The sequence below is a fragment of the Methylobacterium sp. Leaf112 genome, assembly GCF_001423295.1.
Classification (GTDB): Bacteria; Pseudomonadota; Alphaproteobacteria; order Rhizobiales; family Beijerinckiaceae; genus Methylobacterium.
In genome coordinates this window covers 33610-45250 of record NZ_LMNG01000001.1, presented here as the reverse complement: position 1 = coordinate 45250, position 11641 = coordinate 33610, and the positions used below count along the sequence as shown (strand labels likewise).

At 69.3% G+C, this 11641-nt stretch carries 8 protein-coding genes; 3 read left to right on the top strand and 5 right to left on the bottom strand.

Going from position 1 to position 11641, the window contains the following annotated elements:
* Position 1: 1 nt before the first annotated feature.
* Both ASF52_RS00170 and ASF52_RS00165 read right to left on the bottom strand, forming a co-directional pair.
* Entirely contained in the window at positions 2–886 is an 885-nt protein-coding gene (locus ASF52_RS00170) for a branched-chain amino acid aminotransferase (RefSeq protein ID WP_056165748.1), read from the bottom strand.
* Positions 887–933: 47 nt separating this feature from the next.
* Entirely contained in the window at positions 934–1389 is a 456-nt protein-coding gene (locus ASF52_RS00165) for a cupin domain-containing protein (RefSeq protein WP_056165745.1), read from the bottom strand.
* Positions 1390–1817: 428 nt separating this feature from the next.
* Between ASF52_RS00165 and ASF52_RS00160 the strand changes: the two genes are divergently transcribed.
* The 3 genes from ASF52_RS00160 to ASF52_RS00150 are packed head-to-tail and all read left to right on the top strand — an operon-like array spanning position 1818 to position 5950.
* On the top strand, positions 1818–3110 hold the full coding sequence (locus ASF52_RS00160; protein WP_056165743.1) for an O-acetylhomoserine aminocarboxypropyltransferase/cysteine synthase family protein: 1293 nt from the start codon (positions 1818–1820) through the stop codon (positions 3108–3110).
* A gap of 36 nt (positions 3111–3146) precedes the next feature.
* Positions 3147–4142 (top strand): homoserine O-succinyltransferase MetA, encoded by a 996-nt coding sequence (gene metA, locus ASF52_RS00155; protein ID WP_056165740.1) that lies wholly within the window; start codon positions 3147–3149, stop codon positions 4140–4142.
* Entirely contained in the window at positions 4139–5950 is a 1812-nt protein-coding gene (locus tag ASF52_RS00150; protein ID WP_082515131.1) for a long-chain-acyl-CoA synthetase, read from the top strand. Before metA ends, ASF52_RS00150 begins: the two co-directional genes overlap by 4 nt.
* 15 nt (positions 5951–5965) lie before the next feature.
* Here ASF52_RS00150 and ASF52_RS00145 read toward each other — a convergent pair whose 3' ends face one another.
* The 3 genes from ASF52_RS00145 to ASF52_RS00135 all read right to left on the bottom strand — a co-directional run bounded on the left by ASF52_RS00145 (position 5966) and on the right by ASF52_RS00135 (position 11359).
* Positions 5966–7144, bottom strand: a complete 1179-nt coding sequence (locus ASF52_RS00145) for a PQQ-dependent sugar dehydrogenase (protein ID WP_056165739.1) — start codon at positions 7142–7144, stop codon at positions 5966–5968.
* A gap of 137 nt (positions 7145–7281) precedes the next feature.
* Positions 7282–9387, bottom strand: coding sequence for a TonB-dependent siderophore receptor (locus ASF52_RS00140; RefSeq protein WP_244473645.1), 2106 nt, complete (start codon positions 9385–9387; stop codon positions 7282–7284).
* Positions 9388–10006: 619 nt separating this feature from the next.
* The gene (locus ASF52_RS00135; RefSeq protein ID WP_056165733.1) at positions 10007–11359 is read right to left on the bottom strand and encodes a dicarboxylate/amino acid:cation symporter; all 1353 of its coding nucleotides are present in this window, start codon (positions 11357–11359) and stop codon (positions 10007–10009) included.
* Positions 11360–11641 lie beyond the last annotated feature (282 nt).

Sequence of the window (11641 nt, the reverse complement as noted above, 5' to 3'; positions counted from 1 at the left end):
CCTACCGGCGCCCGTGGGCGAAGTCCCAGTAGAGGGCGCGGGCGCGGCGGAACACGGAGCCTGGCTCGAAGCGGACCTCGTCGAGGCCGGTGACGGGGGCGACCTTGGCGAAGTTGCCCGACGTGAACACCTCGTCGGCGGCGAGGAAATCGTCGTACGACAGGGTCCGCTCCACCACGGTGACGCCGTCCGCCCGCAGGAGCGCGATCACCCGGGCCCGGGTGATGCCGGCGAGGAACGTGCCGTTGGGCACCGGCGTGTGCACCACGCCGTCCCGGGCGAGGAACGCGTTGGCGTTGGCGAATTCCGCGATATTGCCGAGCCCGTCCCGCATGAGGCAATTGCCGAAGCCCCGCGCCTGCGCCTCCATCAGCGCCCGCGCGCCGTTGGGATAGAGGCAGCCGGCCTTGGCATCCACCGGCGCCACCTCGATGGACGGCCGGCGGAACGGCGAGAGGGTCGCCCGCACGCCCGTCGGCACCGGCATCGGCGCGTGGTAGAGCGACAGGCACCAGTTGGTGGACTCGGGGTCGAAGCGCACGCCGCCGGCGAATCCGAGTTCGGCCCAGTACATCGGCCGGATGTAGAGTTCCGCATCGTGCGGGAACCGCGCCAATCCCTCCCGCACCAGTTCGTCCCAGCGTTCGACCGCGACCTTGGGCTTCAGCCCGAGGGCCACCGCCGAGCGGTTGACCCGTTCGAGGTGGAGGTCGAGGTCGGGCGCCACGCCCTCGAAGGCGCGCGCGCCGTCGAACACCGTCGACCCGAGCCACGCCCCATGCGTGCGCGGCCCCATCATGCGGACGTTGCCGGGATGCCAGGCCTCCTCGAAGTAGGTCCAGGTCTCCTCGAAATGGGTCCGGGTGTCGGGATCGGGCGCCGTCATGGCTCGGGGTCTCGGGCGGGCTGGGAAGGCGGGATGGGGCGGCGTTCTCAGGCGGCCTTGGCGGGGCCGACCTGGAAGCCGCCGGAGGAGCCCTTCATCATCCTGACGAGGCGGTCGAACGCCCGGATCACGAAGGCGGCGGGCCGCGGCAGGGTCCGGCGGCAGAACGCGACCTTCTTGACGTAAGTCTCGACGTGCCAGTGGCACACCGAACCGTGGGGCAGGAACAGCACGTCGCCCGGCCCGTAGGTCTTGGCCGGATTGTGACCGTCCGAGATCGTCGCCGAGCCTTCGAGGAAGTAGATGGTCTCGTCGATGTCGTAGATCCACTCGAACTCGCCGGCGGTGCAATCCCAGACCAGGGTGCTGGCGAGACCGTCGGCGCTGCGCGACAGGGTGGCGTTGCGGGCGAGCGGGTTGCCCACCCGGATCCAGCCCGGCTCGATGGGGGCCGCCCGCAGCTCCACGGACGTCACGGACGGAATGATCGGTTTCGTCGCCACACGCGCTCTCCCACACCACGATCGGATCGGCACTCGTGATCGTCACGAGGCTGTTGCGAAAGCAAATGCCATAGTTCCACGCCACGGCAAGTCCGCATTCGCCGGATACTTAATGGATGAACAGAGATCGCAAAGCTTAAACCATGACCGGTCGCAGTTGTCGCAAATCAAGACTCTCGCCCCATCGGGACCGTTCCGACACGGGACGGTCGAATCCGGAAGGACGACAGGCCCCCGCGAGTCGGCGGCCGGCGGGTCGTCGCGGATCGGCGAACGCGCCTCATGCGAGAAGGAAGATTTAACCAAGTCTTCGACGCGTTTCCGTTCATCGTCTTTGTCAATGATATGTCCCGATTCGACGCGCAAAAGCTTGGCCTGCACCTTGCTGTGAGGTCGCCGAGCTCATCGTGCCGAGACGGACACGCTCCATGCGCAGTGAAACCATCGCCGTCCATGCCGGCTTCGATCACGATCCGACCACGCATGCCGTGGCGGTCCCGATCTACCAGAGCGTGGCCTACAGCTTCGACAGCGCCGATCACGGCGCGGCGCTGTTCAACCTCGAAGAGGAGGGCTACCGCTACAGCCGCATCGCCAACCCGACGGTGGCCGTGCTGGAGAAGCGCGTGGCCGAACTCGAGGGCGGGCACGCGGCTTTGGCCGTGGCCTCGGGCCAGGCCGCCCTGCACTACGCCCTCGCGACGCTGGCCGACCACGGCGGCAACATCGTCTCCGTGCCCCAGCTCTACGGGACCACGCACACGCTGCTGGCCCACGTGCTGCCGCGCCAGGGCATCCAGTGCCGCTTCGCCGCGAGCGACGATCCGGCCGAGATCGCCAAGCTCATCGACGACGACACCCGTGCGGTCTACTGCGAATCCATCGGCAACCCCGCCGGCAACATCTGCGATATCGAGGCGCTGGCCGCCGTCGCGCATGCCCGGGGCGTGCCCCTGGTGGTCGACAACACCGTGGCGACGCCGATCCTCCTGCGCCCCATCGATCACGGCGCCGACATCGTCATTGCCTCGCTGACGAAGTTCATGGGCGGCCACGGCACCACCATGGGCGGCATCATCGTCGATTCCGGCCGGTTCGACTGGGCGGCGCAGGCGGAGCGGTTCCCGATGTTCTCGGTGCCGGACGTGTCCTATCACGGCCTCGTCTACGCGACGCATTTCGGCAAGGGCGCCTTCGTCGCCCGCGCCCGCAGCGTCTACCAGCGCACCACCGGCGCCGTGCTGCCGGCGCTCTCCGCGTTCCTGCTGCTCCAGGGCATCGAGACCGTGGCCCTGCGCGTGGAGCGCCACGTCGCCAACGGCCGCAAGGTCGCCGAATTCCTGCGCGCCCATCCGGGCGTCGCCTGGGTGAACTACGCCGGCTTCCCCGAGAGCCCGCACCACGCCATGGCGCGGAAGTACCTCGGCGGCGAGGGCTCGTCCCTGCTCACCTTCGGGCTGCACGGCGGCTTCACGGCCGGCAAGGCGTTCTACGACGCCCTCAGGCTGGTCAAACGCCTCGTCAACATCGGCGACGCCAAGTCGCTTGCCTGCCACCCGGCCTCGACCACCCACCGGCAGATGACGCCGGAGGAGCAGCGCACGGCCGGCGTGTTCCCCGAGATGATCCGCATCAGCGTCGGCATCGAGCACATCGACGACATCGCCGCCGATCTCGATCAGGCGCTCCGGGCCGCGACCGCCCTCGCCCACGCGGCCTGAGCGCCCCTCACCGTTCGCCCCGGAGTTGCCGTCGCGATGCTGGATCACGCTCCTTCCGAAGTCCCCTCCTCCCGCCCGGGCGACGGTTCGGGGCTCCGCGCGGACATGCCGTCGCGGGCGGTCCCCGTGCCGCCCCTGCGGATCGGCCTCCTCAACAACATGCCGGACGCCGCCTTCCTCCAGACCGAGCGGCAGTTCCGGCGCCTCGTCGGCCCGCAGGCGATGCTCAGTCTGTTCGCGTTCCGCGACCTCCCCCGCGCGGGCCTCGCGGCGGCGCACGCGCGGGCCCACTACGAATCCCATCGCGCGCTCCCCGGGGCGGGGCTCGACGCCCTCGTGGTGACGGGGTGCGAGCCCGTCGCCCCGCATCTCGAGGACGAGCCGTTCTACGCTCCCTTGAGCGCCGTGGTGGATTGGGCGGCGGAGAACACGGTCTCGACCCTGTTCTCCTGCCTCGCCTCGCACGCGGCGGTGCTCCACCGCGACGGCATCCGGCGCCGCCCCCGCACCGCCAAGCTCTCCGGCGTCTACCCGTGCGCGTGCACGCCCCATCCCCTGCTCGCGGGCCTGCCGGACTCCGTCGCGGTGCCGCATTCGCGCTGGAACGACCTGCCGGAGGACGAGCTCGTGGCGGCGGGCTACACCGTGCTGCGGCGCTCAGACGCCATCGGGGTCGACCTGTTCGTGCGCGAGGCCGGCAGCCTGCTGGTGTTCCTCCAGGGCCATCCCGAATACGACACCGCGAGCCTCGCGCGCGAGTACCGCCGCGATGTCTTCCGCTTCCTCGACGGCCAGCGCGCCACCCTGCCCGCCCTGCCGGAGAACTACTTCTCGGACGCCGCCGCCGCCCGCCTCGACGCTTTCGCCCGCCGGGCCGCGGCCGAACGCCGGCCGGACCTGTTCGCGGCGTTTCCGAACCTCGCCGACACGCCGCTCCGCCCCCCCGCCTGGCCGGACGACGCGGACCGATTGTTCCGCAACTGGGTCGCCTACGTCGCCCGCCACCGCGCCGACAGCCGGGCTGTCCGATGAGGTCCGGCGCCGCGCCGCAGCCTCCGTCGGCCGCCATCCCGCTTGCGCCTGCGCCCCGCCCGCCCTCGGCCACGTCCGGCTGGGTCGCGGCCCTCGCCCGCACGGCGCGCATCGAGGCCGAGCCCGAGCGCACCTTCCCGCGCGTCGTCGACGAACTCGCCGCGCGTTACGGCGCCGCGCCGGCGCTGATCGGCACCGACGAGACCCTGAGCCACGCGGACCTCGCGGCACGCCAGAACCGCTACGCCCGCTGGGCCCTCGGCCGGGGCCTCGCCAAGGGCGAGACCGTCGCCCTGCTCATGACCAACCGGCCGGATTACCTCGCGATCTGGCTCGGCCTGACCCGCGTCGGCGTGCGCGTCGCCCTGCTCAACACCAACCTGCGCGATCGCGGCCTCGCCCATTGCGTCACGGTGGCGGCCCCCCGCCTCGCCATCGTCGAGACGGCTCTGGCCGCGGCCTGGGCGAGCGCCGCGCCGCATCTGGAGGCGGCGCCCGCGATCCTGTGGCAGGGACCGGGGGCGGGGTCCCTCGCGGAAGAGTCCGAAACGCTGTCCGGTGCCCCCCTCGAACCCGGCGAAGCCCCCGCCGTCGGCGTCCGCGACGAGGCCCTGCTCATCTACACCTCCGGCACCACCGGCCTGCCGAAGGCCGCGCGGGTGAGCCACCACCGCGTGATGATGTGGACCCACTGGTTCGCCGGCCTCGTCGACCCGACGCCCGACGACCGGATGTACAATTGCCTGCCGCTCTACCACAGCGTCGGCGGCGTGGTGGCGCCCGGCAGCGTGCTCGTCGGCGGCGGCGCGGTGGTGATCCGGGAGAAGTTCTCGGCGAGCCGCTTCTGGCGCGACGTCGTCGAGACCCGGTGCACCCTGTTCCAGTATATCGGCGAATTGTGCCGCTACCTCGCGGCGGCCCCGCCCGACCCGTTCGAGGGCCGCCACACCCTGCGTCTGTGCACCGGCAACGGGATGCGGCCGGACGTGTGGACGCGCTTTTCGGAGCGCTTCGCCGTGCCGCGCATCCTCGAATTCTACGCGGCCACGGAAGGGACGGTCTCGCTCTACAACGTCGAGGGCAAGCCCGGCGCCGTTGGCCGCGTGCCGCCCTTCCTCGCCCGGCGCTCGCCCGCCCTCATCGTGCGGCACGACGTCGAGACGGGACTGCCCCTGCGCGACGCCGCCGGGCGCTGCGTGCCGGCCGGGCCCGACGAGGCGGGCGAGCTCCTGGGCCGGCTCTCGGCCAAGGCCGAGCACAGCTTCGAGGGCTACACGAGCGCGGGCGAGACCAGCGCCAAGATCCTACGCGACGTGCTCGCCCCCGGGGACGCCTGGATGCGGACCGGCGACCTCATGCGCCGGGACGCCCAGGGGTTCTTCTACTTCGTCGACCGGATCGGCGACACCTTCCGCTGGAAGGGCGAGAACGTCGCCACCACCGAGGTGGCCGAGGCCCTGGGCCACTGCCCCGGCGTGATCGAGGCCAGCGTCTACGGCGTCGCCGTGCCGGGTGCGGAAGGGCGTGCCGGCATGGCCGCCCTGACCATCGGGCCTGGCTTCGACCTCGCCGCCCTGCACGCCGCCCTGACCGCACGCCTGCCGGCCTATGCCCGGCCCCTGGTGCTGCGGATCGTGGCCGATTTCGCCCACACGGAGACCTTCAAGCAGAAGAAGACCGTGCTGGCGGCCGAGGGCTTCGACCCGGCCCGGATCGCCGATCCGCTCTACCTCGACCGCGAGGGCGGCTACCGCCCCCTCGATCCGGCCCTGTTCGGGGCGATCCGCGCGGGCACCGTCCGCCTGTAGAACGGGATCGGCGCCTCAACCGGGGTGGCTGATCCGGTAGATCACGCCGTTCTGGTCGTCGCCGAGGTAGAGGCTGCCGTCCCCGGCCACCGCGAGGCCGAAGGGCCGGGCGAAGCGCTGCCAGCCGCTCGGGCCGCCCTCGGTCAGGAAACCGGACACGAAGGGCTCGATGGATTTCGGCGCGCCGTTCTCGAAGCGCACGCGCAGGACCTCGTACCCGCTCGGCGGCTTGCGGTTCCACGAGCCGTGCATGGTGACGAAGCCGTCGCCCTTGTAGTCGGCGGGAAACTGCGCGCCGTCGTAGAACACGAACTGCATGGACGAGGCATGCGCCGTCCAGGTGAGGACCGGGCGGGCGCTGTCCCTGTCCCATTGCTCCAGGGAGCTATTCGGGACCTCGCGGTAGAGGTTCTTGATCCCGTCGCCGAAGATGTAGGGCCAGCCGTACTTCTTGCCCGGCTCGATCCGGTTGAACTCCTCCGGCGTGGCGTCGTCGCCGAGCCAGTCGACGCCGTCGTCCCAGCCGTAGAGCGTGCCGGTGCGGGGCTGCCAATCGAACCCGATGGTGTTGCGCAGGCCCGAGGCGACGGTCTCCCGGCCGGTGCCGTCGGGCCGCATTCGCACCAGGGTGGCGTTCTCGGGGTTGCGCTCCTCGCACTCGTTGCAGGTGGAGCCGAGGCTGGCATAGAGCCACCCGTCCGGCCCGAAGCGGATGGTGCGGTTGGGGTGCTGGCCGGCGTCCGGCAGGTCCGAGACCAGCGCTGTCTCGGGGCCAAGGCTGCCGTCGGGCTTCAGGGGGGCGGAGAAGATCTGCTTCACCGTCACGAAGAAGAGCCGCCCGTCATGGATCGCGAGGCCGTGCACGTCGGCCTTCTCCAGGACCACACGGCGCTTGGTGCCGTCGGCGAGGTCGATGCGGGTGACCGTGCCGGCGTCCCGGTCGCTGACGTAGAGGGCGCCGTCCGGCGCCACCACGATGACGCGCGGGGCGCCGAGGCCCGTGGCGAAGGCCTCGATGCGGAACCCCGGGGGCAACTTGAGGGCCGCGATGCGCTCGGGCGTCGCCGCCAGGGGCGCGGCCTTCACCACATGCGCCGTGACGGTGGCGGTGCCGGGGTTCTGGAGGGCCTGGGCGAAGGCCGGCACCGGAGCCGTGAGGGCGAGACAGAGGACGAGGCGGCGTGCCGGATGCATGCGGGTGGGGTCCGTTGAGCCGGGAGGGGACGCATCGGGAACGCCCCCCTGGAATCGCCGGTTCCGCCGCGCGGCCCGTCCGACCCGTCCGTGCGGCGTTTCGAATCCGCACCGGACCCGAAACGCCGGAGCCGATCTCACCAGGCGACGCGGGCGGTGACGAGGGCCTGGAACGGCTCACCCACCGCCACCAGCAAGGGGCTGGCCCCGGAGGAGGCGTAGTAGGTTTCGTCGAAGAGGTTCTTCAGGTTGAGCTGCAGGGTGGTCGGCAGGCCGTTCACCTGGGTCCGGTAGGCCAGGAAGGCATCGCTGACCACGTAGTTCGGCAGGCTGAAGGTGTTGGCGGCGTCGCCCGGCCGTGCGCCGACGTAGCGGGTACCGACACCGACTTCGAGGAAACCCGGGCCGAGGCGGGTCGAGCCGAACTCCGTCGCCTCGGCCACGGCACCGAGCTGATGGGTGAGGAACAGCGAGGCCGTGACCCGCGGGGTGTTCTGCAATTCCCTGCCGACGAGGACCGGGTCCTCGGTGACCACGGCCTGGGTGAAGCCGTAGCTGCCGATCACGGCCCAGTCCGGGAAGATCTGACCCGCGAAATCGAGCTCGAAGCCGCGCGAGCGGACCCGGCCGGCGGTGGAGGCGAAGCGCGTGCCATCGATGACCTGGGTGATCAGCACGTTGCTCTTCTCGGCGTCGAACATCGCACCCGTGACCGTGAGCCCCTCGGCGATATCCGCCTTGACGCCGACCTCGTAGGCTTCGCCCTCCTCCGGCAGCAGCGCACCGGTGACGTCGAGGTCGGTGACGTTCGGACGGAAGGATCGCGTGTAGCTGCCGTAGACCGAAAGATTGGGCGCGAGTTTGTAGACGAGGCCGGCGCGCGGCACCGGCTTCACACCGTCGATCGCCGTCGAGATGACGGCCGGGTGCCCCGCGAAGGCCAGCTGATCGTAGATCTGGACGCCGACCCCGCCCACCAGGATCAGCCGGTCGGTGAGGTGGAGCGAATCCTGCACGTACAGGCTGGTGTTGCTGAGCCGATCGCGGTTGTTGCTGGCCGCGAGCGAGATCCGGTCCGAGGGGCCGAGCAGACCGTAGACCGGGTTGAACGGGTTGAAGCCGCTCACGTTCGGCCCGCGCACGGTGGTGCGCCGGTAGTAGTCGATCCGCTCGTGCATCACGCCGGCCAGGAGGTCGTTGCGCAACCCGAAGGTATCGAACCGTCCCGTCAGGTCGAGGCGCGCGATGTTCGCGTTGAAATCGCCCCCGCGCGTCGCATCCGCCCGCCGCGTGAGGATACCGGTATCCGAATTGTAGGAAACCGGGCGGATCTGGTTGTCGTCGTAGCCGAGATGGGAATGACTGTAGCCGAAATGCAGCTTCCAGTCGTCGTTGAACCGGTGGTCGACATCGATGGAAGCGAGATGGCTCGTGGCGTCGACCCGGCTCACGCGCTCGTCGAAACGGCGGTCGCGCGGCACCCGCAGGGGGCGCCCGGTGCGTGGATCGAAGGTGGTGCCCCGGTCGAACGGGATGGTGTAGTGCGCGAACTCGTAGCCCGCCGTCACGGTGGTGTCGTCGCCACGCCAAGTGACCGACGGGGCCACCACCTGCCGCTGGATCCGGCCGAAGTTGCGCCAGTATTCATAGTCCTGGAAGTCCCCCACGACCCTGTAGGCGAGGTTGGTGCCCGCGATCGGCCCGGTGAGATCGGTCTGGACGAGACCGCCGCCGAAGCTCGTGCCGGTCAGGTCGAGGGAGCCCCGTTGGGTGAATTCCGGCCGCTTGGAGACGAGGTTGATGAGGCCGCCGGGCTCCGAGATGCCATAGAGCAGCGAGGCCGGCCCCTTCAGGACTTCGACGCGCTCGATGGCGTGGCTGAAGTTCTGCTGCAGAACCGTGCGGCGCCCGTCACGCAGGATGGAACTGTCGCGGGAGAACCCGAAGCCGCGCCGGACCACCGCTTCCTGCGTCCCCCCGAGGCTATTGGTCTGCACCACGTTGCTGACGTTCCGGAGCGCCTCGTCGAGGGACAGCACCCGCTGGTCGCGCAGGACGGCGTTCGGCACGACGGCGACATTGGTGGGCGTATCCAGGAACGAGGTGTCGGAGCCCGCGCCGAAGGTGGAGCGTTTCGTCTGGTAGCCGATCCCGTTCGGGCTTTGCCCGGCCACGTGGATCTCCTCGAGGGCGGTATCGCCGAGATCCGCCCGGCTCGGTTTGCCGGATAGTCCCTGTGCCAAGGCAGAATTGAAGCAAAAGAGACTTATGCTTCCCGACAACATGCCTGCCAAGCGTCGTCGGGAACCAATATTCCGTTTGCCTCCGATGAGATTTAATACAAGTACGTATGTCAATGGAACTATCCTTCGGCTATATCCGATGATATCCCAATATCTGACAATAAAACAAATCTATTCCGAATATTGAAGTAGTTCTAAAATGTAGAACGATAGGATAGTACGAGGCGATACGGCCCTGTGCTGGCGCTGCCTCGGATCCCATCCCGTGCGCGGGGATCGGGCGGAGAAGCCGAAGCCGGACGGACGCCGCGTGCGTCGGCGCGAAGGTTTCCCGGGCGGCCGTAATGTCCCGCCGCCCAGGCGTCGAGACCGGCGGCGACCTCGCGACGGCGCGAACGGAGGATCGGCCCCGCACGGCGACAGGCTTTGGCCGTAACGGGCGACCACGCCCGGGCCGAGGGCCGGCTTCGCCACACCGGCGCGGCCATGCTTGCGTGGCCATGCCGGGTGGCGAAGACGCGGGCGCGCGGCGTTCGGAGCGTTCGGGCCTGGGACGCCCATGAAAAAACCCTCCGGCGCGGGGCGCCGGAGGGTCGAGGCCCGGATGTGGGCGTCGGGATCAGACGGCGGGCTGAAGGCCCGCGGCCGCCGGGAGTTCGGAGTCGAGGGGCATCGGGTTGCCGCCGAGCGCCGCCGCGAGCTTGACCTCGTCGACTTCACCTTCCCAGCGGGCGACGACGATGCAGGCCACCGCGTTGCCGATGAAGTTGGTGAGCGCACGGCACTCGGACATGAAGCGGTCCACGCCGAGGATCAGCGCCATGCCGACCACGGGAACCGAGGGCACCACCGCGAGGGTCGCCGCCAGGGTGATGAAGCCCGAGCCGGTGACGCCGGCGGCCCCCTTGGAGGAGAGCATCGCCACGAGGAGCAGCAGGCCCTGCTCGCCGTAGGTCAGCGGCGTGTCCGTGGCCTGCGCGATGAAGAGCGCCGCCATGGTCATGTAGATGTTGGTGCCGTCGAGGTTGAACGAGTAGCCGGTGGGGACCACGAGGCCGACGACGGGCTTCGAGCAGCCGGCGCGCTCCATCTTCACCAGCAGCGAGGGCAGGGCCGACTCGGACGACGAGGTGCCGAGCACGAGCAGCAGTTCTTCCTTGATGTAGCGGATGAGCTTGATGATCGAGAAGCCGTTGTAGCGGGCGACGAGGCCGAGGACGCCGAGCACGAAGATGGCGGACGTCAAGTAGAAGGCGCCGACGAGGTAGGCGAGGTTGGCGAGCGAGGCGATGCCGTACTTGCCGATGGTGAAGGCCATGGCACCGAAGGCGCCGATGGGAGCGACCTTCATGATGATGTTGACGACGCCGAAGATGGCTTCCGACAGCACCTTGATGATGTCGAGCACCGGCTTGCCGCGGTCGCCCAGGAAGGCGAGGCCGAAGCCGAACAGCACCGAGAAGAACAGCACCTGAAGGATCTCGCCGCCCGCGAACGCACCCACCGCCGTGGACGGGATGATGTTCATGAGGAAGTCGGTGATCGTCTGCGTCTTCGCCTTGTCGGCGTACATCGCGATCGCCTTGGGATCGAGCGACTTCGGATCGATGTGCATGCCCGCGCCCGGCTGGACGAGGTTCGCGACGATCAGGCCGACGATCAGGGCGAGGGTCGAGAAGGTGATGAAGTAGATGAGCGCCTTGCCGCCGACGCGGCCGACCTTCTCGAGGTTGGTCATGCCGGCGATGCCGGAGACCACGGTGAGGAAGATCACCGGCGCGATGATCATCTTGACGAGCTTGATGAAGGCGTCGCCGAGCGGCTTCATGTCCGCACCGACCTGCGGGTAGAAGTGACCGAGCGTGATGCCGATGGCCACGGCGACCAGGACCTGGAAATACAGGGTCCGGTAGATCGGCTTGGGCTTGGGTGGGTCGTGCGGAGCGTTGAGCGGCAGCGGTACGGTGGCCATGAGGGCGTTCTCCCGGTTGGTGTTGTCGATCCTGCCGGTTGGGACCGGGGCTTCCCCCGTTCCGTCCGATCTTGATGTTGGCCGGCGGGCTTCCCCTCCGGCACCCAGCCCTGCAAGGGATGCAGACCTGCGCTTCCCTCAGTGAATGGCAACCGGCGTGCCAGCGGCGGAACCGATGGAACTTTTCGTTAACACCTTGATCGAAAGCTTATTTTTCCGATGCATCGTCCGCCCTCTTCGAGGCCCGATCCGAGAACCCGCACGCGGCTGGTGAAACCGGTG

Bases quoted from the DNA above. Each gene is read 5' to 3' on its own strand.
- ASF52_RS00170 (WP_056165748.1), bottom strand. From the start codon at position 886: ATGACGGCGCCCGATCCCGACACCCGGACCCATTTCGAGGAGACCTGG.
- ASF52_RS00160 (WP_056165743.1), top strand. From the start codon at position 1,818: ATGCGCAGTGAAACCATCGCCGTCCATGCCGGCTTCGATCACGATCCG.
- metA (WP_056165740.1), top strand. From the start codon at position 3,147: ATGCTGGATCACGCTCCTTCCGAAGTCCCCTCCTCCCGCCCGGGCGAC.
- ASF52_RS00150 (WP_082515131.1), top strand. From the start codon at position 4,139: ATGAGGTCCGGCGCCGCGCCGCAGCCTCCGTCGGCCGCCATCCCGCTT.
- ASF52_RS00145 (WP_056165739.1), bottom strand. From the start codon at position 7,144: ATGCATCCGGCACGCCGCCTCGTCCTCTGTCTCGCCCTCACGGCTCCG.
- ASF52_RS00135 (WP_056165733.1), bottom strand. From the start codon at position 11,359: ATGGCCACCGTACCGCTGCCGCTCAACGCTCCGCACGACCCACCCAAG.